The following is a 25,029-nucleotide window of genomic DNA, read 5'->3' on the forward strand; positions in this document are numbered from 1 at the left end:
GAATGGGGCGCACGTGTGGGGCGGAGCGCCCATCCAGAGAGGAGCAGACCGTGCCTTGTTCAGTACGTTCGCAGCGGCGAGGCCTGTGGGCACTGCGCCGAGAGGATGACTCGCCTCGATGCGGGGCGCCTCAGTGGATGGGCGCAGCGCTCGGAGGGCTTCTGGCGCTCGTGGCGATTCTGCCGGCGCAGGCGGCGGAACGAATGCTGCGTACCGAACAGGGGCGCGTCAAGCTCGTCGAAGTGGCGACGGGGCTAGAGAATCCCTGGTCGCTAGCCTTCCTTCCCGACGGGCGCATGCTGGTCACCGAGCGCCCCGGACGTCTGCGCGTCGTCACGCGCGAAGGCACCGTTTCGCCGCCACTGCCTGGCGTCCCTGCGGTGCATGCGAGGGGACAGGGCGGCTTGCTCGATGTGGTGTTGAGCCCGGACTTCGTGCAGGACCGGACCCTCTTCCTGTCCTTCGCGCAGCCGACCGACGGCGGAGCGCGTACTGCGGTGGCCCGTGCCCGGCTCGACCTCGATGCGATGCGCCTGGAGGAGGTGGAGGTCATCTTCGCCCAGAACGAAAGCCCGGGAGGGAACCTCCACTGGGGTTCGCGTCTGGTGTTCGATCGTGCAGGCAACCTGTTCGTGACGCTGGGCGACCGATATCACCTGCGCGAGCGGGCGCAGTGGCTGCAGAGCGACCTCGGCAAGGTGGTCCGCATCCGCCCCGATGGGCGTGTTCCGCAGGACAACCCCTTCGTCGGCCGCGGCGATGCGGGCGCCCATCTGTGGTCCTACGGGCACCGCAACGTGCAGGGTGCGGCGCTGCATCCGCTGACCGGCGACCTGTGGGCGCACGAGCATGGCCCGCAGGGCGGGGATGAGCTCAACAAGGTGCTTGCCGGCCGTAACTACGGCTGGCCGGTGATCACCTTCGGGCGCGAATACGTGATCGGGACCCGAATCGGCGAAGGTACGGCCCGGTCCGATGTGGAACCCCCGCTGACGCAATGGACGCCGTCGATCGCGCCCTCGGGCATGGCCTTCTACACCGGTGAGGTGTTTCCGCAATGGAAGGGGAACTTGTTTGTTGGGGCACTCAAGTTCCAGCTTGTCGCGCGCCTGGTGCTCGACGGCGATCGGGTGATCCACGAGGAGCGCATCGACATCGGCCAGCGCGTGCGCGACGTGCGCCAGGGGCCGGATGGGCATCTCTGGCTGCTCGAGGAGAGCGAGGGACGGATTCTGCGCCTGGACCCGGCCTGAGTCGGACCGGGCGCGGATACCTTCAGCCCGTCTGCTTGATCGCGAGCACGGCCTGGTTGCGCAGCGTGCGCAGCAGGGCGAGTTCCTGCTCGCTGATGCGGATGTCGCCCGCGCAATCCTTGTCAGCGTAGATCAGCGCCATGGGGCGGCCCTTGATCATGAGGGGAAAGAGCACGAAGGTCCGCGAGGGGACGGATTTGCGGAACCATTCGGGGATGCGCGGCGCGATCTTCGGCTCGTCAATGTCCGAGATCAGGATGTCCACGCCCTTTGCGGTGGCCACATTGAACACGTTATCGGGATGCGCCGAGAGGCTGAAGTGCAGCTTCTTTGCGAGTTCGCCGGCGTCGGGGCCGAAGCCGAAACGGCCGGTCATGCTGTTGCTGCGTGCATCGCGCACACACAGCATCACGCGCTTGAAGCCCATGGCGCGGTACATGGTCTCGAGGATGATGCGCAGTACGTCGTTGAGCTTGAAGTCCTCGACCAGCGTGTTGCTGATGTCCTGAATGCCGGAGCTGAGCAGCGCCTGTGCGTCGGGCGCCTTGTGCCCTTGAGGTGCGCCTTCGACCGGACCGGACTGTTCCAGCAGCACGGTACTCGGTATCTCGGTGGTGCTGGGCCTTGGTCCCTCGTCGGCGGACGCGGCCTCGACGAACTGGCGCAACTGGCGACCGATGCGGGTCTGCTTGAGGTCGAGCTGGATTACGTTGGCGAGCTCTTCGATCTCCTGTGCGGCTCCGCACAAAACCTCTCCGACCCCCTTCAGGTCGAGCGGCACGGCGTCCGAGAAGCGCTTCGTGATCGCCCGCATCGCCCGCTCGCGCTCGGCGGGCGCCAGCTGGCTGAATGCATCGCAGTACTCGTTCGCACAGGCCGCGAGGGCGCACAGCCGCTCTTCTGCGTTCTTTGCGCGGTGTGGTCGGTCAGCGGGCAGCTTCTCCATGCTGCGCTGGATGAGCTCCGGGAAACCCCAGCTGCGTGCGAGGGCGATCCCCAGCTCGTCGAAGCTTGCCCCCAGCACGCGGACGGCCGCGGCTTCCTCACTACAGCCCGCTTGCTGCATGAGGCGGCGGATGTCCTGACTCTCCTCGGGGAAGTAGAACTGGCACAGCAGGCGCCCCAGGTTGTGGAATACCGCACAGATGTATGCCTGCTCGGTCTCGCGGATGCGCAACCGTGCCGCCAGATCACGCGCGAACAGACCGGCCAGGCAGGCACGCAGGAACTCCTCGCGCAAGTGGTCGGCGTTGGCCTTGTTCTGCATGTGCTCGAACAGCAGCACGGTGATGGCGATGTTGCGCACCGCGTCGAAGCCGAGCACGACGATCGCGCGCGAAATGGTGCTGATCTGCCCGCCGCCTGCAGGGCGATACTGCGCCGAGTTCACAAGGCGGAGCAACTTGTTGGTGAGCGAGAAGTCGCGCAGGATCAGGCCGGAAAGCGTACCGACGTTCTCCGATTCACTTGAAGCGATGCGGTTGATTGCAACCACCGACTCGGAGAGGGCGGGGAAGTCTCCGCGATGCTTCATGCGGCGCAGCAGGAACTCCATTGCGCCCGGGCGTGCGGCCTCGGTGCTGTCTTCTTCGACCTGGGGCGTCTGCCAGGCCTCGAGTGCGGCCTGAAACGCGTCGACGCTGCCGAAGCGCGTCTCAGGGGCAAGGGCGGCGGCCCGCAGTGCGATCGCAACCAGGGCGTCGTCGATCGGGGCTCCGCCGGGGGGGAGCGTCACCGCGTTGGTGCAGGTGTGCTCGAGCAGGCGTCGGGGGTCGGCTTCGCGGTGCACCCGTCGGCCCGAGAGCAGTTCCACGAGGAGGACGCCTGCCGCGTAGATGTCATTTTGCGGGCCGATCTCGCGCCGCTCGATGTATTCGGGTGCCATGTAGCCCGGTGTGCCCGAGAGTCCCTGGCGCGCAGAAGGATCGTCCACCCGCCGTGCGATGCCGAAATCCATGACCCGCGGCCTGCCATCCGCGTCGATGAGAATGTTGCTCGGCTTCAGGTCGCGGTGAACAATGCCTTGTGTGTGCGCTGCACCGAGGGCGGTCAGCACGCCGCGCATCAGCGTCACCGCCTCGTGCGCGGGCAAGGCGCCGCGCTGGTGCATCAGCTCGGCCAGGCTGCGGCCGGGGACGTATTCGAACACCAGGTAAGGCGTGCCGTTCTCTTCTCCCGCCTCGAACACAGGCACGATCCCCGCGTGGCGCAGACGGCTCACCGAGCGTGCCTCCGCGAGCAGGGTGGCGGTGTCGGGGCCGCGTTCGGGCGCGTAGTGCAGGGTCTTGAGCGCGACCTCGCGCTCGAGTTGCGGATCCCAGGCGAGATGTACCACGCTCTGCGCGCCTCGTCCCAGTTCCCGTCTGATCTCGAAGCGTCCGATCCTGCCTGCCATGTGCCGTCCTGAGTAGTCTTGTCGTTTTTCGTGCGCTGCGGGGCGGGGGCTCCCTGCGGCGGATCTCCGGGAGGGAGAAACTATAGCAGGCGCGTTGCGGCGTCCATGGCGTTTGCCGTCGAATGTGGCATTGACGCAAGTTTCGCACGTGTTTGTGTAATTGTTACCCCTCTCGCCTTGCCCGCAACGATGGCGCTTCACATCTTTCGTGGCATGATCGCGCAGCTTTTTTCAGCCGCGATGGAATGCCAGCATGGAAAGTCCGTACAAGGGCAAGACCGGTTTACGCCGGATATGGAACGCCTTCAACTATTCGCGGGATGGACTCGCTGCGGCATACCGCCATGAAGACGCCTTCCGGCAGGAGCTCTGGCTGGCGGTCGTTGCCATTCCGCTCGCCGTCTGGCTGGGCGAGTCGGGCCTGGAGCGCGCGCTGATGATTGGCTCGGTGCTGCTGGTGCTGGTGGTCGAGTTGCTGAACTCCGCAATCGAAGCCACGGTCGACCGTGTATCGCTGGAGCGGCATCTACTCGCGAAGCGTGCGAAGGACGTCGGCAGCGCAGCAGTGCTGATCGCCTTGCTCAACGCTGCCGTGGTGTGGGGGTTCCTGCTCGTCGGCTGAAGTGCTCAGGCCTTCTTGGGGCCCCAACTCCGGACCGGGCCGGTGTCGATGTGCACGAAATCCGACTCCGGGTAATAGCCAACGCCACCGGCGTCCAGCGCGATTGCCGCGTCGCGCACGCGGATCGTGTCGACGCCGACCAGGCGGATGTCGATCGCCTTGCCGTCCATGTGCAGGCTGCGCTTGGCTACGCCGCCGCCGCGCGTTTTGCGCAGCATGTTGTTGGTCTTGGGGGAGCGGTAACCGGAAATGATCTCGAAGGTGTCGCCGCCGCATGCGATGCTGATTGCGTGAAGCATGTCATAGAGCCGAGGGTCCATGCGTGTAGACTCTCCGGTTCTGAAGTCTCGCAGCAGCCAGTTCATGCGCTTGAGCGCAGGCTCGATGTAACCGTGGTGGTTGCGGAATGCGAGATGCAGGCGTTCTTCGGTGTGGGTGTGGCGAAAGCCGAGGTGACGTTCCGTCTTTGCCGCATGCAAGGGCGCGGCAGACAGGCCGAGCGGCAGCGCGGCAAGGCCTTTGAGGAACAGGCGGCGTTGGGGTGCGGCGTGGTCCAGGATGATCTTCGACATGGATAATAAGCAATCCGAACAAGCACTTGAGCGCCGAATCCTAAACGAAAGCGGCGCCCGTTTGGGCAAAAGTTTTGTAACGCTTGCGGCCTGTAGCGTGCTGATGGTGCTTGCGGCGCAGGTACGGGCGGATGATGTGGCGTGGGCCGCGGGCGGCCCGGCTTCGGTGGAATCTGCGCCGGATGGCGCGATGGATCCGATCGCGGCGCTCATCGAGCAGCGCCTCGCGCTGCGCTCCGCGGCGGCGGATGAAACCACCGCGTTGCTGTACCTGGGGCGCGGCTATCGACTCCTGTGGGGCGATCCGGAGCGTGCCTCGGCGTTGCTGTCCGCGGTCGAACAGGCTGCGACGCATGGCCTCGATCCGCAGGATTTCCGCCCGCAGCGGCTTCGCATGCTGCGCGCTGTGCCCGATGATCCGGTCGAGCGCGTGGATCGTGAGCTCGTGCTGACGGACACCTTGGCCGAGCTCGTGCGCCAGCTCCGGTATGGCAAGGTGGATCCGCGCACGCTGTACCGTGAGTGGAACTACACGCCGGTGCCGAACCCGTACCAGCTCGCTGGCGAGTTGGCGCGCGTTCTCGACGCCGCAGACCTGCGCGCCGCAATCGAAGCGCAGGCCCCCGCAGTCCCGTTGTACCGAGCCTTGCGCAGGGCGCTTGCCACCTATCAGAGCCTGGCAGCGCTGGGCGACTGGCCCAAGGTGCCGGGTGGCTCCACCCTGCGCCCCGGTCAAAGCAGTGTCCGGGTTCCGGCCCTGCGCGCGCGCCTTCAGGCCGACGGCGAGGAGGGGCTCGACGCCGCCGACCCAGCGCACTTCGACGCGCTGCTTGCGGCGGCGGTGGAGCGTTTCCAGGAACGCCATGGGCTGGAGGCCGACGGCATCGTCGGCGCCCAGACCCTGCGCGCGCTCAACACCAGCCCCGCAGAGCGTGCGCGGCAGGTTCGTGCGAACCTCGAGCGCTTGCGCTGGGTGGCGGCCGATCTGGAGGGCGATCGGCTGTACGTGGATATCGTTGGCTACCGTGCGGACCTCGTGCTGGGTGGCCGCAGCGCCTGGTCGTCGAAGGTCATCGTGGGGCGGCCGACGCGGAAGACGCCCTCGCTGCGCGACAGCGTCGTGAATCTGGTGCTCAATCCCAAATGGGTGGTGCCGCCAACCATCCTGCGCGAGGACGTGATTCCCGGCGTGGTGCACAATCCCGACTATCTGGAGAGCCACCGCATGCACGTGGTCGACCGTAGTGGTCAGGCGATCGATCCGGCTTCGATCGACTGGAGCGGTGCCCGGCGTGGCGGTTTTCCTTACATGATCGTGCAGGCGTCGGGCGCGCAGGGCTCGCTCGGTCGCATCAAGTTTTCGTTGTCGAATCGCTACGCGATCTACCTGCACGACACCAATGCGCGCGCGCTCTTCGGTCGCGCGGAGCGCGCGCTCAGCTCGGGATGCGTGCGCGTTCAGCAACCGGAAGAGCTTGCCGTGCTGTTGCTCGACGATGCCGACCACTGGGGGCCGGCGGCGCTGGCGGCCGCGCTTGACAGCGGCCGCACGCGCACGCTGCCCGTCGGGCGTGAGGTGAGGGTGTTGCTGCATTACAGCACCGCAGCGCTCGACGCTTCCGGACGCCTGCTGCTACGCAACGACATCTACGATCACGACGCCGGGATTCTGGACGCGCTGGCCGCCGGTCCGGGGGGTGGGCACTGAAGGGGTGCCTGTAGCAGCCATCCTCGTAACCTGACGGCAAGACGCGCGTAACGTCGTTGTCTCGTGCGCCGCCTATGCTGCAGCGCCATGAGAACACTCGACTACACGACCGAAGAGCTCGGAGTGGCGCCGCGGCTGCGTATCGCGCTGGTTACCGAGACCTGGCCGCCCGAGGTGAACGGTGTCGCGATGACCTTGCGGCGCATGGTCGATGGCTTGATCGAACGCGGTCATTCGCTGCAGCTGGTGCGTCCGCGCCAGACGCCCTCCGACACGGCGCTGCGGGGTGGTGTGCTCGATGAGGTGCTGTCGCGCAGCCTGCGCTTGCCGCGCTATGAGGGGTTGAAGCTGGGGCTGCCTGCGCGTGCGCGGCTGATCCGGGAGTGGACGGTGCGCCGCCCCGACCTTGTACACGTCGCCACCGAAGGACCGCTCGGCTGGACCGCGGTCACGGCGGCGAACAAGCTGCGCATTCCCGTCACGTCCGACTTTCATACGAACTTCGATCATTACAGCAGCCATTATGGAATGGCGTGGCTGCGCCAGCCGGTGGCAGCCTACCTGCGCCGCTTCCATAATCGCACCGCGATCACCTTCGTCCCCACTGCGGCACTTGCAGCCCAGTTGTCCGCGCGCGGCTACGACCGTGTCGAGGTGATCTCGCGCGGGGTCGATACCCGGCTCTACTCGCCTACGCGCCGCGACGATGCCCTGCGCCGCAGCTGGGGTCTGGCACCCGGTGCGCTCGCCGTGATGTGCGTGGGCCGTATCGCGCCCGAGAAGAATCTTGCCCTTGTCCTGCGCGCTTTCTCCGAGATCCGCCGGCAACGCCCGGACGCGCGCCTGATCCTGGTCGGTGACGGCCCGCTGCGCAGTGCGCTGGCGCGCCAACATCCGCAGGTCGTGTTTGCCGGCATGCGCCACGGAGAGGATCTGGCTGCGCACTATGCCTCGGCGGATCTGTTCCTCTTCCCTAGCCAGACCGAAACCTTCGGCAACGTCACACTCGAGGCCATGGCGAGTGGCCTGTGCGTGCTTGCGTACGACTATGCGGCGGCCTCCGAGGTGATCCGTGATCTCGGCAATGGTGGGCTTGCCACGCTGGGGGACGCGGATGGTTTCGTGGAGCGGGCGGTGCGTCTGGCTTGTGCGGATGAGCTTCGTGCCCAGTTGGGTGCTGCCGCGCGCAGCAGTGCGGAGGGGATCGACTGGGAACGGGTGAACGACCGCTTTGCAGAGGCGCTGTTGCGGATCTGGCGGCCGGGGCTCGCGCCTGCGGCCGTCGCGCAGGCGCCGGCACGTGTCCGGGGAGCCGACGCCTGATGCAGAGCGTGCGCACGATCTTCATCTCCGATGTCCATCTCGGTACCCGCGCCTGTCAGGCCGAGCGCCTGCTGGCCTTTCTGAAGGAGCACGAGTCCGAGTATCTGTACCTGCTCGGAGACATCGTCGACTTCTGGGCGATGAATCGCAGCGTCCAATGGTCGTCCCTGCACAATACGGTGGTACAGAAGGTGCTGCGTCGTGCGCGGCATGGTTGCCAGGTGTTTTTCATCCCGGGAAATCATGACGAGGCCCTGCGCGAGTACGCGGGTGTCGCCTTCGGTGATATCCGCGTCGAGTCCGAGTGGATTCACGAGGGGCTGGATGGCCGCCGTTACCTTCTTGTGCATGGCGATGAATACGATCAGGTCACTCGCCACCACCGCTGGGTCGCGGTGCTGGGGGACGTCGGCTACGACACGCTGGTGCGCATCAACCTTTTGATCTCGCGCGTTCGGCGTCTGTTGCGGCGGCCCGGCTACTGGTCGCTCGCAGGCTATGCGAAGCAGAAGGTGAAGAAGGCGGTGAGCTTCATCTTCGACTTCGAGGATGCCGTGGCCCACGCGGCCTCCCTGCGCGGTGTGGATGGTGTGGTGTGCGGCCACATCCACTGGCCCGCGGATCGGCGCATCGGCAAGGTGCGCTACCTTAACTGCGGCGACTGGGTGGATACCTGCAGCGCCATCGTCGAGTATTACGACGGACGCATCGAGGTGGTGAATTGGGGTTCCGAGGCGGCGGGCATGGAGGGCGCAGCGCCCGCTCAGGCGGGGGCTGGGCCCGAGATGCGGACGCCCGCGCTGGGCGTGGCGCGCACGGACAGGCTCACTCCCGGTTCCTGAGCGCTTCGTCGTCACGGTCGTCGCGCAACAGGTCGATCGCGACCAGTATACCCAGCACGGCGTTGGCCAGCGCCATCAATCCGGCGACCGTGTTCGCGGTCGCGGTGAGCGGGTAGGCGCGCATCGCCCAGGTCAATGCCGCGGACAGCAGGTTCAGCACGATCAGCAGCCAGAAACGGCGGTCGTGCGGTCTCCATAGGCGGGACAGCTTCATCCTCGATGGTTCTCCATACGTGTCGCGCGAGCCGCTCGTTGCCCGGCGTGCTGTGCGCGATGGATTGTCTTCGACAGGATCATACGCGGCGAATTTGTTGCACAAACAGCACGATGTTTGATCGAAAGCAAATGCGAATGATTCGCGTCTGATATATCATCGCTTCCGTAAATACAGATGCAGGGCAAGCCAGCCGTCGCCAGCCAGCCCGTAACCCTACATTTCCGGAGCTTTCGATGGTTCTTCGCCTGCGCCCGCTGACCGCTGCCTTGCTCGGTCTCTCCCTGACTTCCCTTGCGACCCAGCTGCAGGCGGAAACCGTGCTCGACACGCAGCTCGTCACCGCCAAGGGCTACGCCGCCGAAGCGCTCGAGACGCCGCAGGCGGTCGAGATCCTGCGCGCCCCGGGCGCGACCGGTGCCGTGGCAGGCGAGCTGCTGCGCGGCAAGCCTGGCTTGGCGGTCCAGTCCGATGGCGCCTGGGGGCAGAACCCGGTGTTGCGCGGGCTCAAGAAGGAAAGCGTGGTGGTGATGGTCGACGGCGTGCGCATGAACTCCGCCCAACCGCAGGGCGCAATCGCCTCCTTCCTCGACCTCGGTCTGCTCGAGCGTGCCGAGGTGGTCAAGGGCCCCGGCTCGGTGCTGTACGGCAGCGGCGCGATGGGCGGGGTGGTCAATCTGATCACGCCCGACGTCGGCTTCAGCGCGGAGGAGAAGCTCGGTGGCCGCATCGGCGCGCGCTTCTCCAGCGTGGACAAGGGCGTCGCCGGGGCCGCGCTGCTGACGCGCTCCAGCGAGAACAGTGCGCTGGTGCTGGGCGTGGCCGGGCGCGACGTGGATGACTATCGCAGCCCGGACGGTCGAGAGGATCGCACCGGCTACCAGTCCGACACCCTGCTGGCGAAGTACAAGCACAAGCTGAACGAGGACCTTACGCTGCGGGTGAACTTGCAGCGGCATCAGGATGAGGATGTCTGGTATCCGGGGTCGGCGCGCACGGGCGCGGGCATCCCCGCTCCGCTCGGTACGGCCACAATCCATTCCCCCGAGCAGCGCCGCGAGCTCTACGAGCTCGGCGTGGATGCGCGCCTGGGCGAGGGTACGCTGTCAGCCGAGGTCTATCGTCAGGAGGTTTTCCGTCAGATTCGTGCGTTCTCGTCCACGCGGCAGCGCGACTACGTGCGCAACGACGTGACCTTCGTGACCGATGGTGCGAAGGCGAAATATCTCTTTCCGCTGGGCGACAACCACCTGCTGACGGTGGGTGCCGATACATGGCGTATGCGGGGCGATCCCGAGCGCTACATCGACAACAACCCTCCGGCATTCAACAACAACATGCGGAATGATCCGTTCAACAAGGGTGAGATCGAATCCGCGGGGGTGTTCGTCCAGGACGAGTTCGCGATCGGCGAAACCCGCATTGTTGCCGGCGCCCGTTTTGATCGGGTGAAGGGCGATGCGGCGCGCAAGGGCATGACGCAGACGACCGGGCTCGACAAGACGGACAACAATCTTTCGTGGTCGATCGGTGCCATCCAGCCGCTGAATGACAACCTGAGCGCCTACGCCAATCTCGGTCGCGCCTATCGTGCCCCCGACATGCGTGAGCGTTTCGAGGATTCGGCGCGCGGTGACGGGTATTACCACGTTGGAAACCCCCAGCTGGATGCCGAGGTGTCCACCAGTCTGGAACTTGGTTTCAAGCAGGGTGGCGCCGGCCTGCAGTACCAGATCGCGGCCTTCTACACCCGGATCGATGACTACATTGCGGGGCGGATCACCGGGACGAATCACCCCCAGAACGGTCTGCCTTTCAAGCTCACCGAGAACCTCGACAAGGTCTCCATTTACGGCATTGAGGGCAGTGCCAGCATGCCGGTCGGTGCCTTCGTCGCCGACGCTGGTTTCACCTGGCTGCGTGGCAAGAACCATCAGGATGATGAGCCCCTGTTCCAGATGCCTGCGCCCGAGCTGACGCTGGGGATCGGGCAGCCCGCTGAGCGTGGTTTCTGGTGGCGTGCTCAACTGCGTGCGGTCGCCGAGCAGGATCGCATCGCGACGAAGTTCTCCAACGGCGCCGAGAACGCAACCGCCGGCTTCGTCACCGCGGACGCCGAGTTCGGCTGGCGTTTCGGCAAGGTCGGCGCCTTCGAGTCGGCCGGGCTGGCGGTTCAGCTGACCAACCTGGCCGACAAGCGCTATCACGAGCACCAGACCGAGGGGGTCTCGGGGAACGAACTCGCCGCGCCCGGCCGCGGTATCGCACTCAGTCTGAACGGGAGCTTCTGACATGCATGACCGCCGCCCCAGCCTCCATCACGAGGGTCACCAAGAGGGTCCGCGACGCGGCCTCCTCTTCGTGGATCGATCGGCTGCCTGCTCTGCGCGCGCAGACCGGTCCGATGCGGGGGCGGCGGCGTCCGTCCCGCCGCGGCGCGGCCTTGCGCTTCCGGCGTGGACGCGGGCGCTCATGCACGTGTGCGTGGTATGTGCCTTCCTGCTCGTGACCGGCATCGTCCACGCCCAGGCGGATAAGCTGCCCAAGCTGACTCTGGCCGGGCCTTCGGCGTCGGTGTCGAATGCGCTCATTCACATGGTCGATTCGGGCGCGCTGAACGATGTCGCCGAGGTGGTCGAGTTCGTGCCCTGGCGCGACCCTGACCAGTTGCGCGTGATGGCGCTCGACGGGCGTGCCGACGTGCTGGCCATGCCGACCAACGTTGCCGCGAATCTGTACAACCGCGGCGCCAAGCTGCAACTCATCAACGTATCGACGTGGGGCGTGCTGTGGCTGGTGTCGCGCGACCCGACGCTGAAGACGCTGGCCGACCTGCGCGGCAAGGAGCTGGCGATGCCCTTCCGCGGTGACATGCCTGACATCGTGCTGCAATTGCTTGCCGAGCAGCAGGGCATGGATGTGCGGAAAGACCTGCAGCTGCGCTACGTTGCAAGCCCGGTGGATGCGATGCAACTGCTGGTGATGCGCCGCGTTGACCACGCGCTGCTCGCCGAACCGGCGGCCTCGATGGCGCTGCGCAAGACCGGGTCCTTCCCGCTCAGCGTGGTTGCGCCCGAACTGCATCGCAGCGTGGATCTGCAGCAGGAGTGGGGCAGGGTGTTTGCTCGCGAGGCGCGCATTCCGCAGGCGGGCATCGCAGTGATGGGAGCACTGCGTGACCGGCCCGCACTGGTGGCGCGCATCGCGGCCGAGTACGCACGCTCGCTGAAGTGGTGCAAGGAGAACGCCGACGCCTGTGGCAAGGCGGTGGCGGCACGCATCGACATGCTCAGTCCAGAAGCGGTTGCGGACTCCATCGCGGTCAGCCAGCTCGAGGCGGTTCCCATTGCGGACGCGCGCGCAGAGCTGGAGTTCATGTTCGGCCACTTGGTGGCGAAGAACCCGGCGCTGGTCGGCGGCAAGCTGCCGGATGAGGGATTCTACGGTGGAGCAAGGCCGCAATGAACCTGTTGCGTGCCTGGCTGGCTGGCCTGCCTGCCTACCTGTGGAGCGGCTGGGGTGCGATCGCCAGCCTCTTTCTGCTGCTCGCCGCCTGGGAGGCGGTGAGCCTCGTTTACGGCCCGCTGGTGATGCCCGACCCGCGCTCGGCCTTCGCCACGCTGTGGGGCCTGATCGACAGCGGCGCGGCCTGGCCTGAACTGGCTGCCACCGCACGCCGCGCGCTCACCGGTTATGCGCTGTCGGTGGTCGCCGGCAGCGTCCTTGGCCTGATCGCCGGGCTGTCGATGACGGCGTCGATGATGTCGCGCCCACTTGTCACCGTGCTGATGGGCACGCCGCCGATCGCCTGGCTGGTGCTGGCAATGCTGTGGTTCGGTGCGAGCGACGGCACGCCGGTGTTCACCGTGTTCGTAGCGTCCTTTCCGGTGATCTTCATTGGTGCCCTGCAGGGCACGCGCACGCTGGACAACCAGCTCCATGGCATGGCAGAGGCTTTCCGCCTGCCGCGCCGGATGATGCTCACCGACGTCTATCTGCCGCATGTGGTGTCCTATCTGTTTCCGGCCTGGATCGCGGCGCTCGGTACGTCATGGAAGGTGGTGGTGATGGCCGAGCTGCTCGCCACACAGGACGGTGTGGGCGCTGCGCTCGCGGTGTCGCGCTCGCACCTGGATACCTCTGCCACCATGGCCTGGATCGCAGCCGTGGTCTGCCTGCTGCTCGCCGTGGAGTACCTGGTGCTGGAGCCGATCAAGCGCGAGGTCGAACGCTGGAGGATGCAGGGCGCATGAAGACACTGGCCAATCCATTCACGAGCCGAAGCCTGGGTGTGCTCGCCGTCACGGAGGGCGGCCCGGTGGAGGAGGGGGCGGCCCGATCCGCCGGTTCCGCGGGTGGCCTCTCCGCCCCGGCGTCGCGCGCCGAGTTGCGGGTGCACGACCTTGCCCACGCCTTTGCGCGCGATGAGGTGCTCTCGGGCATCCATTTCCGGGTGCGGGCGGGTGAGGTCGTCGCGCTGGTCGGGCCCTCGGGCTGTGGCAAGACCACCTTGCTTCACCTGGCCGCCGGTCTGCTGACTGTGCAGGCGGGGCGGGTGGACAACGGTTTCGCCTCGACCGCCTTCATGTTCCAGCAGCCGCGTTTGCTGCCGTGGAAGACTGCGCTCGACAACGTTGCCCTCGGCCTCAAGGCGGCGGGCGTCAAACGCGCCGAACGCCATTTCCGCGCGCGCGCGCTGGCGCTGCGTCTGGGGCTCGCGCATCGCGACCTCGACAAGTTCCCGCATCAGCTCTCGGGTGGCATGCAGAGTCGGGTGGCGCTGGCGCGTGCGCTGGTGCTCGCGCCCGAGCTGCTCCTGCTCGACGAGCCTTTCTCGGCGCTCGACGTCGGCCTCAAGGAAGAGCTCTATCGCTTGCTGCTCGACCACCAGGCCGAGCGTGGCATGGGCGTGCTGATGATCACTCATGACCTGATGGAGGCGGTGCGCTTGTCGGATGCGATTCTGGTGATGGCGCCTGAACCCGGTCGCATCGTGTGCCGTTTCGAGCTCGACCGACCCGCGGCCCGGCGCGATGACGCCTGGGTCTATCACCACACCGCCGAGTTGCTGCAGACGCCTGCGGTGCGGGAGAGCTTCGGCATGCCACCCGTGGTAGTGGCGGAAGGGTCCTCCCCCCAAGGGGCGCGCGGCGGCGTCGAACGCCCGGGCGGCGCCTCGGGCCTGCGCCTGGTGTCGCCTTCGGCGGGCCTGATCGCGGTTCAGGGCGGCAAGCGCTGTGGAGCATGAGCATGCATGAAACGATGACGAATGCGGCGCAATCCCCGGACGATCGTCCCGGTTGGATGGCGCGGCTGGATGGATTGCCGCTGTTCATTTGCGGGTTCCGTTCCTTCTTTCTCCTCACCGCGCTTTACGCCGTGCTGGTGGTACTCGGATGGACCGGCTTCCTTGGTTTTGGATTGCCGCTGCCGGCCGTTGCGGGCGGACCTTTCGTGTGGCATGCGCGCGAGCTGATGTTCGGCTTCGGGCTTGCCGCAGTGGCGGGCTTTCTGCTCACCGCGGTGCCGGAGTTCACCGCCACGCCGCCCTTTGCGCCGCGAGTGGCGCTGAACTTCGTGCTGTTGTGGCTTGCAGGCCGGGCGGCCTTCTGGCTGTCGGGCGGGCTGGCCGCGGTGACGGGGATCGAGTGGGTGGGGAATCTGCCCTCAGCGTTGTTGAATGTCGGCTTCGCATGCGCGCTGTTCGCGCTGCTCGCACCGCGCCTGTGGCGCGACCCCGAGCGTCGGCAGCTCGGCTTTCTGTGGGGGCTGCTGGCGATGGCGGTGGCGCTCGCCGGCTTCCATGTGGACGTGCTGCGCGGTGAGTATCCGATGCGCTGGGTGCTGGTGGGCCTGGGGGTGATGATGACCCTGATCGTGGTGGCGATGAGCCGAATCTCCATGCGGGTCATGAACGACGCGCTCGATGCCGAGCGCGCGCGCCGCCTGCCGGCGCGTGCGCTGCGCCGCGACGAGGATGCGGAGCTCGAGCTGCCGTCCTATCGTGCCCGTCCGCCGCGGCGCAATCTGGCGATCTCCGCAATCGTGCTCTACACCGTGGCGGAGTTCCTGATTCCGCAGTCCCCGATCACCGGCTGGCTCGGCCTGGGAGCAGCCGCGGCGCTGTTCAACCTGCTCAATGACTGGCATGTCGGGCGGGCGCTGTTTACACGCTGGGCCTTCATGCTCTACGCGGTGTACTGGCTCCTTGCGCTGGGCTACCTGTTGCTGGGGCTGGGGCATCTGGGCGCGCCAGTGGCCCCCAGCGCGGGGACGCATCTGCTCGCTGTGGGTGCGATGGGCTTGTCCATCTTTGCTGTGTTGTGCATTGCCGGACGTACCCATGCGGGCTATCCGCTCGACGAGCGGCCCTGGGTAGGCGCAGCTGCGGGGCTGATCGTGCTGGCAGCGCTTCTGCGTGCGGCATCAGGCCTGCCGGGTACCCCGGCGGCGATGTTGCAGGGCTTGTCCGGCATGGCCTGGGTGGTGGCGTTCGTGCTGGTGAGTGTGCGGCTGGGCGTAGTGTTCGTGCGCCCGCGCGTGGATGGACAGGCGGCATGCGCGGAATACGAGGAGCCGGCAGGCGTGGAGCCGGCCGCACAGGCGCACGGCGGTGCAAGCTGATTCGCCGTATCAGGACGCAGTAGCCTGCTCGTTCAGGTACCCGCGACGCGCCAGTACCAGCACGGTGACCGCGAGCACAACCTCGATCATCCCGATGATGACGAACACGGGGGCGTAGGCCTTGGCCATGAACAGCCCGAAAAACGCGAGCAGGACGCTGCTGATCACGGGGCCTGCGGCGAAGCCGAGCGAGCCCGCCATGTTGAATGCGGCGAGCGCGCTGGCGCGGCAGTCGGTGCCCCCGTACTGGGCCGCAAGCACTAGGGACGGCGCGTACATCAGCGCGGCGATGACGCCACCGACCGCCATCGCGGTGGCGATCGATTCGCCGGGCAGGAAAGCCAGCACGGCGAGGAAGATGCCGTACAGGACGCTGCCGGTCACCATCATCAGTAGCGGATCGAGGTGCCGGGACAGGTGGCCGGCGGGGTAGGTCAGCACCGAGAAGGGCACCAGGAAGGCCGCCATCGCCAGACCGATCTGGCGCGCGTCGAAGCCGATCACCAGGCCGAGGTAGAGCGACAGCGTCGATACGATGAAGCCGACGGTAAGCCGGTCGGCAAAGGAGAATGCGAGCGGGATCAGCAACTGCCGGCGCCGGCGCAGGGTCCCGACGATCTCGGCGGCAGCCATGCGAGGGCGAGTGTGGGCGCTGTCGTGCAGACCGATGAGGCCGGCGAGTGCGAGCGCGATCGATAGCGCGCCGCCCGCCAGCGGTACCCACAGTGGATCCAGCCCGCCGACGAAGCCGCCCAATGGCGCGCCTGCTGCCACCCCCAGACTGATGGAGGCCCCGACTGCGCCCATGCGTGCTCCGAGTCCGGCTTTTCCGGCGTGGTCGGCGCCGAGCGCCATCAGCAGGGACAGCGCAGACATGTGCGCGAAACCCTCGAGAAAGCGAAGGGCGAGCAGCACCCCGTAGTGCTCGGTGTTCGCATATGCCCATGCGATGCCGAGCAGGGTGGCCCCGTTGATCGAGAGCGCCGCGACGGCGAGGCCTTTGCGTCGCCCCAGACGGTCCGAAAGCAGGCCAGCGATCGGCGCGCCAAGGAGTGCGCCGATCATGTTGATCGACATGAAAAGATGGCTGGCGAACTGTCCCAGGCCGGGGAAGCGCTGCGCGGTGAAATCGGGCAGCACGGGCACCATTGCCGTGACCGGAAGCATCAGGCCAAAGAGCAGCAGAAGGGGAAGGTGTTGTGGACCGATCATGCTTGGAAGGCCAGGCGCCTGATGATGCTGGGGCGCGGATTTTCGGGAGAAGGCGATGATACGACGGACTGTGGCGCAAGGATCGGGCTGGGGGCGTACAAGGGCCTGTGTCCCCGGCTGAGGGCGCGCCAGGCGCTCACAGGGCGAAGAAGCGGTGCCGCGTGTCGTCCGGGATCTCCATGCCGGTGTGGCGCGCGCGCTGCAGCAACTCCCAGTAATAGCGGTAGGAGGCGCGGTCGTGCAGTCGGCCCTGGTGCTGGATCGGCCCCCACTCGGCGTCCTGCGCTGCCCCCAGGATTGCTGCGGCTTCAGTCACCTCGGTGAAGTCGGGCTGCATGGCGGCGATGATCGGGAGGATCTGGTTGGGGTGAATGCTCCACATGCGCAGGTAGCCGAACTCGCGCCGTGCGCGCTCGGCGTCGTGGCGGATCACGGCCACGTCCTGGAGTTCGGTGGTGACGTTGTGCGAGGGCACCACGCCATTGGCGAGTGCTGCCGCGGCGATGTCGGCCTTTGCACGCACGATGAGCGGGTGCTCGAACTGTCCCGGACTCTTCATCGCACTGCCCGGGATAGCGCCATGGTGGCCGGAGACGAAGTCCATGAGGCCGAAGTCGAGTGACTCGACGCCGTCGAGTGCCGCGATGTCCCAGGCTTCGCGCAGGGCGCCATGGGTTTCGATCAGCACATGGACGGGCAACGCGCGCTGGAGACCGCACGCAGCTTCGATGCGGCGCAGTTCGTCGATCTGCGCCGCAGCATCGGCGGCCGAGCGCACCTTGGGGATCGTCACGAAGGCCAGGCGGCGGCCAGCACCACCGACCAGGATCTCGAGGTCGCTTTGCCAGTGGCCGTGCGTAATGTCATGGATGCGTGCGCCGACCCGTCCGAAATGGTTGTCTGCGCCATTCACGACCTCGACCACCATGCGTGCGTGCTCGGCTTCGGCCCCCGCGCGCGCGCCGTCCTCGCAGTCGCATGTAATGTCGAACACCGGGCCCAGTTCCTGCTGCAGCTTCAGCGCCTTCAACATCAGCTTCTCGGCGCCGGCGTAGTGGTCCACGGCGGGCAGGGCGGGGAAGGGCTTCTCGCCGGCGAACAGAACCTGGTCCGGGTGTAGCGGCATCGGGGTCTCCTTGGCGGGCAGGCTTCGCGCGTTCTCGGCGCTGCCGGCCACAATGAAAAAAGGGCCACCGGATTCTACCCCGTGGCCCTTTCTCCGTCGCGGCAAGGCGCGGCGGTTGTGCTTACTTGAGCATGTCGGCGACGGCCGCGCGCTCTTCCTCGAGTTCCTTCAGGGTGATGTTGATCTTGCCCTGCGAGTACTCGTCGATCTCCAGGCCCTGGATGATCTTGAACTGGCCGTCCTTGCACTCGCACGGGAAGCCGAACACGACGCCTTCGGGGATGCCGTAGGAGCCGTCGGACGGAACGCCCATGGTGACCCAGTCGTTCGAGCCGAGTACCCAGTCATGCACGTGGTCGATGGCGGCGTTGGCAGCCGATGCCGCCGACGAAAGACCGCGCGCCTCGATGATGGCGGCGCCGCGCTTGCCAACCGTGGGCAGGAACACGTCATTGTTCCAGGCATGGTCGTTGATCAGCGCCTTGACGCTGTCGCCGTTGGACTCGCAAAAGCGGTAGTCGGCGTACATCGAGGGCGAGTGGTTGCCCCACACGACCATCTTCTTCAGCGAGGACACTGCACGGCCGGACTTGGCGGCGAGCTGCGACAGCGCGCGGTTGTGGTCCAGGCGCAGCATGCCGTGGTAGTTGGCCGGGTTGGTGCGGCCGACCTTGATCGCGGCAGCGCGGGCGATGTAGGCGTTGGTGTTGCATGGGTTGCCCACGACCAGCACGCGCACGTCTTCCTTGGCGTTCTCGGCGATGGCCTTGCCCTGGACGGTGAAGATCGCGCCGTTGGCGGTCAGCAGGTCGGCACGCTCCATGCCGGGGCCGCGCGGGCGGGCGCCGACCAGCAGGCAGACGTCGGCGTCCTTGAAGGCGACGTTGGGGTCGTCGGTGGCGACCATGCCCGCGAGCAGCGGGAAAGCGCAGTCTTCCAGTTCCATCATGACGCCCTTGACGGCCTTCTGGGCCTGGGGCAAGTCGAGCAACTGAAGGATGACGGGCTGGTCCTTGCCCAGCATCTCGCCGCTGGCGATACGGAACAGCAGGCTGTAGCCGATCTGGCCGGCAGCGCCGGTGACAGCAACGCGCATGGGGGCTTTGCTCATATGATTACTCCCTCGAGTGAGACGGTCTTGGATGAACTGGAACCTGGCCCGATGCCACCGCGCCGGGCGGTACCTGACTCTGGCGTGACGGAACCCCGACAGGCGCGGGGATACTAAAGACTTGTCCGGAGCATGTCAAATGGCATCTTATGTCTTATATAAGACATAAGACCGAGGATAGACGATTTGGAATTTTTGTGCTCAAATGCGCGCATGTCACACGAATCGCCCACCTTCAGCCCGCTTTACCGACAGATCAAGGCCTTGATTCTTCAGGCGCTTGAGGCGGGTGAGTGGCGTCCGGGTCAGGCAATCCCGAGCGAGCAGGAACTCGCCCAGCGCTTCAGCGTATCGCAGGGCACGGTACGCAAGGCGATTGATGAGATGGCGGCCGACAACCTTCTCGTACGCAAGCAGGGCAAGGGTACGTTCGTTGCGTCGCACAATGATCCGCGCGCGCTGTTCCGCTTCCTGCGTCTGGTGCCGCTGGATGGTGACCTCTCTCATCCGCAGAGCCTTCCTCTCGATTGCTGGCGCGCAAAGGCGGGTCAGGAAGCCTCGCGAATGCTCGCGATCGAGCCCGGCGCGCCGATCATCATCGTGCGCCGCTTGCTGCGCTTCACCAATCGACCGGTGGTGATCGACGAGATCTATCTGCCGGGTGACGTGTTCCAGGGGCTTTCCGCCGAGACCCTGCAGGGCTGGCATGGCTCTCTTTATAGTCTGTTCGAGACCCGCTTCGGTGTGCGCATGCTCCGTGCCCAGGAGCGCATCCGTGCGGTTGCGGCCGATCGCGGCGCGAGCGAGGCACTGCAGGTCGCCGAGGGAACGCCGTTGCTGTCGGTGGAGCGGGTGACCTACACGTATGGCGACAAGCCTGTGGAGTGGCGGCGCGGGCTGTATTCGACGGCAGAGCATTTTTATCTGAACGAATTGAATTGACGTGATCGAGGGTGCCGAGAGGCAGGTCGACGGCGCTATAATTATGGCTTTAACGGAGTCCGCGGCGGGTGTTCGTCGCACATGCAGAGGGGAGTCTTCATGTCAGAAGTGACAGTGCGCAAACAAAGGCCGAAATACCTGGCCTTGAATGAGATCCGGCTGCCGTTGCCGGGCATCGTGTCGATCCTTCATCGGGTCAGCGGCGTGGGCATCTTCCTGATGCTGCCGTTCCTGCTGTATCTGCTGGATCGCAGCCTGGGTTCGCCGGAAACCTTCGAGACCTTCGCTGCGGTGGTCGATAACTGGTTCATCAAGCTCGTGCTGTTCGGCTTGCTCTGGGCGTACCTGCACCACTTCTGTGCCGGCATCCGCTTCCTGATGCTCGACATGCACAAGGGCGTCGATCTCGAGCCTGCCCGCAAGTCTTCGAAAATCGTTCTGGCCGTGAGCCTCACGCTCACCGTGATCATCGGGGTGGTTCTATGGTGAAGCAACGTATTGTCGTCGGCGCGCATTACGGTCTGAAGGACTGGATCGCGCAGCGTGCAACCGCGGTTTACATGGCGGTCTACACGATCATCTTCGCGCTCTGTGCATTCAGTCTGCGTGAGCTGAACTTCGAAGAATGGTCCGGGCTGTTCTCCCATGGCCTGTTCAAGTTCCTCAGCTTCCTGTTCTTCCTGTCGGTGTTCTATCACGCGTGGATCGGTGTCCGCGACCTGTGGATGGACTACATCAAGCCGACCGGTGTGCGCCTGGCGCTGCACCTCATCACCATTTTCCTGCTCGTCGGCTATGCCGGCTGGGCTGCACAGATCCTGTGGAGGCTCTAAGCGTGAACGTCGCGAAGCGTACCTTTGATGCGGTCATCGTGGGCGCCGGCGGTGCCGGCCTGCGTGCGGCCCTGCAACTCTCCGAAGCTGGCCTCAAGACCGCCGTGCTGACCAAGGTCTTTCCGACCCGTTCGCACACCGTCGCCGCCCAGGGTGGTGTGGCGGCCTCGCTCGGCAACTCGACCGAGGACAACTGGCACTGGCACATGTACGACACCGTCAAGGGGTCGGACTGGCTGGGCGACCAGGATGCGATCGAGTTCATGTGCAAGAAGGCGAACGAAGTCGTCATCGAACTCGAGCACTACGGCATGCCGTTCGACCGTACCGACAACGGCAAGATCTATCAGCGCCCGTTCGGTGGCCACTCGATGAACTACGGTCAGGCGCCCGTAATGCGCTCCTGTGCCGCAGCCGACCGTACCGGCCACGCCATGCTGCACGCGCTGTACCAGCGCAACGTGCGCGCGAACACCCAGTTCTTCGTCGAGTGGATGGCGCTCGACCTGATCCGTGACGCCGACGGCGACGTGCTGGGTGTGACCGCGATGGAAATGGAGACCGGTGAGGTCTCGATCTTCCATGCCAAGGCCACCATTTTCGCAACCGGTGGTGCCGGCCGCATCTACCACTCCTCGACCAACGCCTTCATCAACACCGGTGATGGCGTGGGCATGGCGGCGCGCGCCGGCATCCCGCTGGAAGACATGGAGTTCTGGCAGTTCCACCCGACCGGCGTGGCTGGCGCGGGCGTGCTCATCACCGAAGGTGTGCGCGGAGAAGGCGGCATCCTGCGCAACGCCCAGGGCGAGCGCTTCATGGAGCGCTATGCGCCCAACCTGAAGGACCTCGCCTCCCGCGACGTCGTTTCGCGCGCCATGACCACCGAGATCAACGAAGGCCGTGGTTGCGGTCCGGACAAGGATCACGTGCTGCTCGACATCACGCACCTTGCGCCCGACACGATCATGAAGCGTCTGCCCGGAATCCGCGAGATCGCGATTCAGTTCGCCGGCGTCGATCCGATCAAGGCCCCGATCCCGGTCGTGCCGACCTGCCACTATCAGATGGGCGGTATCCCGACCAATTACAAGGGCCAGGTCGTGGTGCCGAAGGACGGCAACCCGAACAGCCCGGTGGCCGGCTTCTACGCCGCCGGCGAGTGCGCCTGCGCCTCGGTGCACGGCGCCAACCGTCTGGGCACCAACTCGCTTCTAGACCTGCTGGTGTTCGGCAAGTCGGCGGGCGAGACGGTGGTCGAGGACTTCCAGTCCGGCCAGCTCAAGCTCAAGCCGCTGCCCGCTGATGCCGCCGACTTCTCGCTGTCGCGTATCGCGCGTCTCGAAGGCCAGGCCAACGGCGAGAGCGTATTCGATGTCGGCGCCGAGATGCGCCGCACGATGCAGAAGCACGCCGGCGTGTTCCGCTTCGACAACCTGCTCAAGGAAGGCGTGCAGAAGATCGGCGAGGTCGCCGAGCGCGCCAAGCGCACCGGCATCCAGGACAAGTCCAAGGTCTGGAACGTCGCCCGCATGGAGGCCCTGGAGCTCGACAACCTGATCGAGGTCGCGCGCGCCACGATGGTTTCGGCCGAAGCCCGCAAGGAGTCGCGTGGCGCCCACGTGCGCGACGATGCACCGGATACGGCGGAGAACCCCAACGGCCGCGATGACGCCAACTGGCTGAAGCACACCCTGTGGTACAGCGAAGGCAATCGCCTCGACTACAAACCGGTAAACCTCAAGCCGCTGTCCGACGACGTCGAGCCGATCGCGCTCGCCAAGCGCACTTATTGATCAGCGTGATGAGCGCACGGGAGAAACATACATGACCAAGCGTACCGTTCAATTCAAGATCTACCGCTACGATCCGGACAAGGACGAGAAGCCCTACATGCAGGACATCTCGGTCGAGCTCGAGGCTTCCGACAAGAAGTTGCTCGACGCCCTGATGCGCCTGCGTGCAAAGGACGACTCGATGTCCTTCCGTCGCTCCTGCCGCGAAGGCGTGTGCGGCTCGGATGCGATGAACATCAACGGCAAGAACGGTCTGGCCTGCCTGACCGACATCGACGGCCTGCAGCAGCCGATCACGCTGCGTCCGCTGCCGGGCCTGCCGGTCATCCGCGATCTGATCGTGGACATGACGCAGTTCTTCAAGCAGTACCACTCGATCAAGCCCTACCTGGTCAATAACGACCCGGCGCCCGAGCGCGAGCGTCTGCAGACGCCCGAAGACCGCGAAGAGCTCAACGGCCTGTACGAGTGCATCCTGTGTGCGTGCTGCTCCACGTCCTGCCCGTCGTTCTGGTGGAACCCGGACAAGTTCGTCGGTCCGGCGGGCCTGCTCGCGGCCTACCGCTTCCTGGCCGACACGCGCGACCAGGATACGAATGCACGCCTCGACAACCTCGAGGATCCGTACCGTCTGTTCCGCTGCCACACCATCATGAACTGCGTCGATGTCTGTCCGAAGGGTCTGAACCCGACCCGCGCGATCGGCAAGATCAAGGACATGATGGTTCGCCGCGCGATCTAAGGGCAGGCGAGCGGCATGACCATCAACAGGGGGCGCGTGCGCTGGCAGTGCAGACGGGCGTTGCTTGAGCTCGATCTGGTGTTCACGCGCTTTCTCGAAAAGCATTTCGATCGTCTGACCGACGATCAGGTGGCGGATCTGGACGACCTGCTGCGCTGCGACGACTACGACCTCTGGGCGTGGGTCAATGGCAGCAAGGCATGTGAGAACGACCGCTGGAAGGAGATGATCGGGCTGCTGCGTCAGGGGTGATGCGGCAGCACCGGTCCCACGAGACCAAAGGCAGTTAAACCGGCAAGTAGAAGGGACGATCTATGAGCACTGAACGCACTGCAACCCTTACCGTCGATGGCAAGACCGTCGAATTTCCGGTCATGACCGGCACCCATGGCAATGATGTCATCGACATCCGCACGCTTGGTGCCAAGACCGGCCTCTTCACCTACGACTCCGGCTTCCTCTCCACCGCGAGCTGCAAGTCGAAGATCACCTTCATCGACGGTGACAAGGGCGAACTGCTCTATCGTGGCTTCCCGATCGAACAGCTGGCCGAGAAGTGCAACTTCCTCGAAGTCGCCTACCTGCTCAAGAACGGTGAACTCCCGAACGCGACCCAGAAGACCGCGTTCGAGAACACCATCAAGAACCACACGATGCTGCACGACCAGATGACCAAGTTCTACTCGGGCTTCCGTCGTGACGCACATCCGATGGCGGTCATGGTCGGTGTGGTGGGTGCGCTGTCGGCCTTCTACCACGAGGCGATGGACTTCTCCGACGCCGAGCACCGCAGCGTCTCGATCAACCGTCTGATCGCCAAGCTGCCGACCATCGTTGCAATGGCCTACAAGTACAACAAGGGCGAGCCCTTCATGTACCCGCGCAACGACCTCGACTACACCGCGAACTTCATGCACATGATGTTCGGCACCCCGTGCGAGAAGTACGAGCCGAACCCGGTGCTGGTACGTGCGCTCGACGTCATCTTCACGCTGCACGCCGACCATGAGCAGAATGCCTCGACCTCGACGGTCCGTCTGGCCGGCTCCTCGGGTGCCAACCCCTTCGCCTGCATCTCGGCCGGTATTGCCTGCCTGTGGGGTCCGGCGCACGGCGGCGCGAACGAGGCCTGCCTGAACATGCTGGAAGAGATCGGCGACGTTTCGCGCGTCGGTGAGTACATCAAGCGTGCCAAGGACAAGAACGACAGCTTCAAGCTGATGGGCTTCGGTCACCGTGTGTACAAGAATTTCGACCCGCGCGCCAAGCTGATGGGCAAGGTCTGCTCCGACGTGCTGGGTGAACTCGGCCTCGAGAACGACCGCCTGTTCAAGCTGGCCAAGGAACTCGAGAAGATCGCGCTGGAAGACGAATACTTCGTCGAGAAGAAGCTCTATCCGAACGTCGACTTCTACTCGGGCATCGTGCAGAAGGCGCTGGGCATCCCGACCTCCATGTTCACCTGCATCTTCGCGCTGGCGCGCACGGTGGGCTGGATCACCCAGTGGGAAGAGATGATCACGGATTCCGAGTACAAGATCGGCCGTCCGCGTCAGCTCTACGTTGGCGCGGCTCGCCGCGACGTGCCGGATCTCGCACAGCGTCCGTAAGAGGCGATGAAGAGGGGAGAGGGGCTTCGCCGACTCTGAGCCTACGGGGTGGCTGCGTGTGCGCGGCCATCCCGTTTTTCCTTCAGGGTGGCATCGAGCAGACC

23 protein-coding genes are annotated in these 25,029 nt (G+C 65.6%); 17 read left to right on the top strand and 6 right to left on the bottom strand.

The window, feature by feature from the left end; translation table 11 throughout:
- Nucleotides 1-137 precede the first annotated feature (137 nt).
- Nucleotides 138-1,253 carry a PQQ-dependent sugar dehydrogenase gene (locus tag ACUH78_RS02590; protein ID WP_445332668.1) on the top strand — a complete coding sequence of 372 codons (1,116 nt, stop codon included), beginning with the start codon at nt 138-140 and terminating at the stop codon, nt 1,251-1,253.
- A gap of 22 nt (nt 1,254-1,275) precedes the next feature.
- On the opposite strand, the gene ACUH78_RS02595 is transcribed toward ACUH78_RS02590, so the two are convergent.
- Nucleotides 1,276-3,648 (bottom strand): protein kinase domain-containing protein, encoded by a 2,373-nt coding sequence (locus ACUH78_RS02595; protein WP_445332667.1) that lies wholly within the window; start codon nt 3,646-3,648, stop codon nt 1,276-1,278.
- Nucleotides 3,649-3,901: 253 nt separating this feature from the next.
- Between ACUH78_RS02595 and ACUH78_RS02600 the strand changes: the two genes are divergently transcribed.
- The gene (locus tag ACUH78_RS02600) at nt 3,902-4,270 is read left to right on the top strand and encodes a diacylglycerol kinase (RefSeq protein WP_445332666.1); all 369 of its coding nucleotides are present in this window, start codon (nt 3,902-3,904) and stop codon (nt 4,268-4,270) included.
- 5 nt (nt 4,271-4,275) lie between these two features.
- Here ACUH78_RS02600 and mepK read toward each other — a convergent pair whose 3' ends face one another.
- Nucleotides 4,276-4,842 (bottom strand): peptidoglycan L,D-endopeptidase MepK, encoded by a 567-nt coding sequence (mepK, locus tag ACUH78_RS02605; RefSeq protein WP_418364775.1) that lies wholly within the window; start codon nt 4,840-4,842, stop codon nt 4,276-4,278.
- A gap of 103 nt (nt 4,843-4,945) precedes the next feature.
- Here mepK and ACUH78_RS02610 point away from each other — a divergent pair, with 103 nt between their 5' ends.
- The 3 genes from ACUH78_RS02610 to ACUH78_RS02620 all read left to right on the top strand — a co-directional run bounded on the left by ACUH78_RS02610 (nt 4,946) and on the right by ACUH78_RS02620 (nt 8,715).
- A complete protein-coding gene (locus ACUH78_RS02610) occupies nt 4,946-6,550 on the top strand; it encodes a L,D-transpeptidase family protein (protein WP_445332703.1) in 1,605 nt (534 codons plus the stop codon).
- Between the two features lie 87 nt (nt 6,551-6,637).
- Entirely contained in the window at nt 6,638-7,873 is a 1,236-nt protein-coding gene (locus ACUH78_RS02615) for a glycosyltransferase family 4 protein (RefSeq protein WP_445332665.1), read from the top strand.
- Nucleotides 7,873-8,715 (top strand): UDP-2,3-diacylglucosamine diphosphatase, encoded by an 843-nt coding sequence (locus ACUH78_RS02620; RefSeq protein ID WP_445332664.1) that lies wholly within the window; start codon nt 7,873-7,875, stop codon nt 8,713-8,715. Before ACUH78_RS02615 ends, ACUH78_RS02620 begins: the two co-directional genes overlap by 1 nt.
- Here ACUH78_RS02620 and ACUH78_RS02625 read toward each other — a convergent pair.
- A complete protein-coding gene (locus ACUH78_RS02625) occupies nt 8,699-8,929 on the bottom strand; it encodes a hypothetical protein (RefSeq protein ID WP_418364772.1) in 231 nt (76 codons plus the stop codon). The genes ACUH78_RS02620 and ACUH78_RS02625 overlap by 17 nt on opposite strands.
- A 236-nt stretch (nt 8,930-9,165) precedes the next feature.
- On the opposite strand from ACUH78_RS02625, the gene ACUH78_RS02630 reads away from it, so the two are divergent.
- From ACUH78_RS02630 to ACUH78_RS02650, 5 genes are all read left to right on the top strand, one after another.
- A complete protein-coding gene (locus tag ACUH78_RS02630) occupies nt 9,166-11,220 on the top strand; it encodes a TonB-dependent receptor plug domain-containing protein (RefSeq protein WP_445332663.1) in 2,055 nt (684 codons plus the stop codon).
- 181 nt (nt 11,221-11,401) lie between these two features.
- Nucleotides 11,402-12,394 (top strand): ABC transporter substrate-binding protein, encoded by a 993-nt coding sequence (locus ACUH78_RS02635; RefSeq protein ID WP_418364770.1) that lies wholly within the window; start codon nt 11,402-11,404, stop codon nt 12,392-12,394.
- Nucleotides 12,391-13,182 carry an ABC transporter permease gene (locus ACUH78_RS02640; protein WP_418364769.1) on the top strand — a complete coding sequence of 264 codons (792 nt, stop codon included), beginning with the start codon at nt 12,391-12,393 and terminating at the stop codon, nt 13,180-13,182. The genes ACUH78_RS02635 and ACUH78_RS02640 overlap by 4 nt, the downstream gene beginning before the upstream one ends.
- Nucleotides 13,179-14,177 (top strand): ABC transporter ATP-binding protein, encoded by a 999-nt coding sequence (locus ACUH78_RS02645; protein ID WP_445332662.1) that lies wholly within the window; start codon nt 13,179-13,181, stop codon nt 14,175-14,177. Before ACUH78_RS02640 ends, ACUH78_RS02645 begins: the two co-directional genes overlap by 4 nt.
- Before the next feature lie 2 nt (nt 14,178-14,179).
- A complete protein-coding gene (locus ACUH78_RS02650; RefSeq protein ID WP_445332661.1) occupies nt 14,180-15,553 on the top strand; it encodes an NnrS family protein in 1,374 nt (457 codons plus the stop codon).
- A gap of 9 nt (nt 15,554-15,562) precedes the next feature.
- Here the strand turns inward: ACUH78_RS02650 and ACUH78_RS02655 are convergent, their stop codons facing one another.
- The 3 genes from ACUH78_RS02655 to ACUH78_RS02665 form a co-directional block, all read right to left on the bottom strand.
- A complete protein-coding gene (locus tag ACUH78_RS02655; protein ID WP_445332660.1) occupies nt 15,563-16,765 on the bottom strand; it encodes an MFS transporter in 1,203 nt (400 codons plus the stop codon).
- A gap of 136 nt (nt 16,766-16,901) precedes the next feature.
- The gene (locus ACUH78_RS02660; RefSeq protein WP_418364765.1) at nt 16,902-17,891 is read right to left on the bottom strand and encodes an HpcH/HpaI aldolase/citrate lyase family protein; all 990 of its coding nucleotides are present in this window, start codon (nt 17,889-17,891) and stop codon (nt 16,902-16,904) included.
- Between the two features lie 121 nt (nt 17,892-18,012).
- Entirely contained in the window at nt 18,013-19,002 is a 990-nt protein-coding gene (locus tag ACUH78_RS02665; protein ID WP_418364764.1) for a malate dehydrogenase, read from the bottom strand.
- Nucleotides 19,003-19,215: 213 nt separating this feature from the next.
- Between ACUH78_RS02665 and ACUH78_RS02670 the strand changes: the two genes are divergently transcribed.
- The 7 genes from ACUH78_RS02670 (at nt 19,216) to gltA (ending at nt 24,925) form a co-directional block, all read left to right on the top strand.
- Nucleotides 19,216-19,944, top strand: a complete 729-nt coding sequence (locus ACUH78_RS02670; RefSeq protein ID WP_435750180.1) for a GntR family transcriptional regulator — start codon at nt 19,216-19,218, stop codon at nt 19,942-19,944.
- A gap of 99 nt (nt 19,945-20,043) precedes the next feature.
- Nucleotides 20,044-20,433 (top strand): succinate dehydrogenase, cytochrome b556 subunit, encoded by a 390-nt coding sequence (sdhC, locus tag ACUH78_RS02675; RefSeq protein ID WP_418364762.1) that lies wholly within the window; start codon nt 20,044-20,046, stop codon nt 20,431-20,433.
- Nucleotides 20,427-20,777: a succinate dehydrogenase, hydrophobic membrane anchor protein gene (gene sdhD / locus ACUH78_RS02680; RefSeq protein WP_418364761.1), complete on the top strand. Its 351-nt coding sequence runs from the start codon at nt 20,427-20,429 to the stop codon at nt 20,775-20,777. The genes sdhC and sdhD overlap by 7 nt, the downstream gene beginning before the upstream one ends.
- A gap of 2 nt (nt 20,778-20,779) precedes the next feature.
- A complete protein-coding gene (gene sdhA / locus ACUH78_RS02685; protein ID WP_435750181.1) occupies nt 20,780-22,573 on the top strand; it encodes a succinate dehydrogenase flavoprotein subunit in 1,794 nt (597 codons plus the stop codon).
- 31 nt (nt 22,574-22,604) lie between these two features.
- Nucleotides 22,605-23,315: a succinate dehydrogenase iron-sulfur subunit gene (locus ACUH78_RS02690; RefSeq protein WP_445332659.1), complete on the top strand. Its 711-nt coding sequence runs from the start codon at nt 22,605-22,607 to the stop codon at nt 23,313-23,315.
- Nucleotides 23,316-23,330: 15 nt separating this feature from the next.
- Nucleotides 23,331-23,567, top strand: a complete 237-nt coding sequence (locus ACUH78_RS02695; RefSeq protein ID WP_418364758.1) for an FAD assembly factor SdhE — start codon at nt 23,331-23,333, stop codon at nt 23,565-23,567.
- A gap of 62 nt (nt 23,568-23,629) precedes the next feature.
- Nucleotides 23,630-24,925: a citrate synthase gene (gene gltA, locus ACUH78_RS02700; protein WP_418364757.1), complete on the top strand. Its 1,296-nt coding sequence runs from the start codon at nt 23,630-23,632 to the stop codon at nt 24,923-24,925.
- Nucleotides 24,926-25,029 lie beyond the last annotated feature (104 nt).

The organism is Thauera sp. ZXT1-4, assembly GCF_052598215.2.

Bases quoted from the DNA above. Each gene is read 5' to 3' on its own strand.
- ACUH78_RS02590 (WP_445332668.1), top strand. From the start codon at position 138: ATGGGCGCAGCGCTCGGAGGGCTTCTGGCGCTCGTGGCGATTCTGCCG.
- ACUH78_RS02595 (WP_445332667.1), bottom strand. From the start codon at position 3,648: ATGGCAGGCAGGATCGGACGCTTCGAGATCAGACGGGAACTGGGACGA.
- ACUH78_RS02600 (WP_445332666.1), top strand. From the start codon at position 3,902: ATGGAAAGTCCGTACAAGGGCAAGACCGGTTTACGCCGGATATGGAAC.
- mepK (WP_418364775.1), bottom strand. From the start codon at position 4,842: ATGTCGAAGATCATCCTGGACCACGCCGCACCCCAACGCCGCCTGTTC.
- ACUH78_RS02610 (WP_445332703.1), top strand. From the start codon at position 4,946: ATGGTGCTTGCGGCGCAGGTACGGGCGGATGATGTGGCGTGGGCCGCG.
- ACUH78_RS02615 (WP_445332665.1), top strand. From the start codon at position 6,638: ATGAGAACACTCGACTACACGACCGAAGAGCTCGGAGTGGCGCCGCGG.
- ACUH78_RS02620 (WP_445332664.1), top strand. From the start codon at position 7,873: ATGCAGAGCGTGCGCACGATCTTCATCTCCGATGTCCATCTCGGTACC.
- ACUH78_RS02625 (WP_418364772.1), bottom strand. From the start codon at position 8,929: ATGAAGCTGTCCCGCCTATGGAGACCGCACGACCGCCGTTTCTGGCTG.
- ACUH78_RS02630 (WP_445332663.1), top strand. From the start codon at position 9,166: ATGGTTCTTCGCCTGCGCCCGCTGACCGCTGCCTTGCTCGGTCTCTCC.
- ACUH78_RS02635 (WP_418364770.1), top strand. From the start codon at position 11,402: ATGCACGTGTGCGTGGTATGTGCCTTCCTGCTCGTGACCGGCATCGTC.
- ACUH78_RS02640 (WP_418364769.1), top strand. From the start codon at position 12,391: ATGAACCTGTTGCGTGCCTGGCTGGCTGGCCTGCCTGCCTACCTGTGG.
- ACUH78_RS02645 (WP_445332662.1), top strand. From the start codon at position 13,179: ATGAAGACACTGGCCAATCCATTCACGAGCCGAAGCCTGGGTGTGCTC.
- ACUH78_RS02650 (WP_445332661.1), top strand. From the start codon at position 14,180: ATGCATGAAACGATGACGAATGCGGCGCAATCCCCGGACGATCGTCCC.
- ACUH78_RS02655 (WP_445332660.1), bottom strand. From the start codon at position 16,765: ATGATCGGTCCACAACACCTTCCCCTTCTGCTGCTCTTTGGCCTGATG.
- ACUH78_RS02660 (WP_418364765.1), bottom strand. From the start codon at position 17,891: ATGCCGCTACACCCGGACCAGGTTCTGTTCGCCGGCGAGAAGCCCTTC.
- ACUH78_RS02665 (WP_418364764.1), bottom strand. From the start codon at position 19,002: ATGAGCAAAGCCCCCATGCGCGTTGCTGTCACCGGCGCTGCCGGCCAG.
- ACUH78_RS02670 (WP_435750180.1), top strand. From the start codon at position 19,216: ATGTCACACGAATCGCCCACCTTCAGCCCGCTTTACCGACAGATCAAG.
- sdhC (WP_418364762.1), top strand. From the start codon at position 20,044: ATGTCAGAAGTGACAGTGCGCAAACAAAGGCCGAAATACCTGGCCTTG.
- sdhD (WP_418364761.1), top strand. From the start codon at position 20,427: ATGGTGAAGCAACGTATTGTCGTCGGCGCGCATTACGGTCTGAAGGAC.
- ACUH78_RS02690 (WP_445332659.1), top strand. From the start codon at position 22,605: ATGACCAAGCGTACCGTTCAATTCAAGATCTACCGCTACGATCCGGAC.
- ACUH78_RS02695 (WP_418364758.1), top strand. From the start codon at position 23,331: ATGACCATCAACAGGGGGCGCGTGCGCTGGCAGTGCAGACGGGCGTTG.
- gltA (WP_418364757.1), top strand. From the start codon at position 23,630: ATGAGCACTGAACGCACTGCAACCCTTACCGTCGATGGCAAGACCGTC.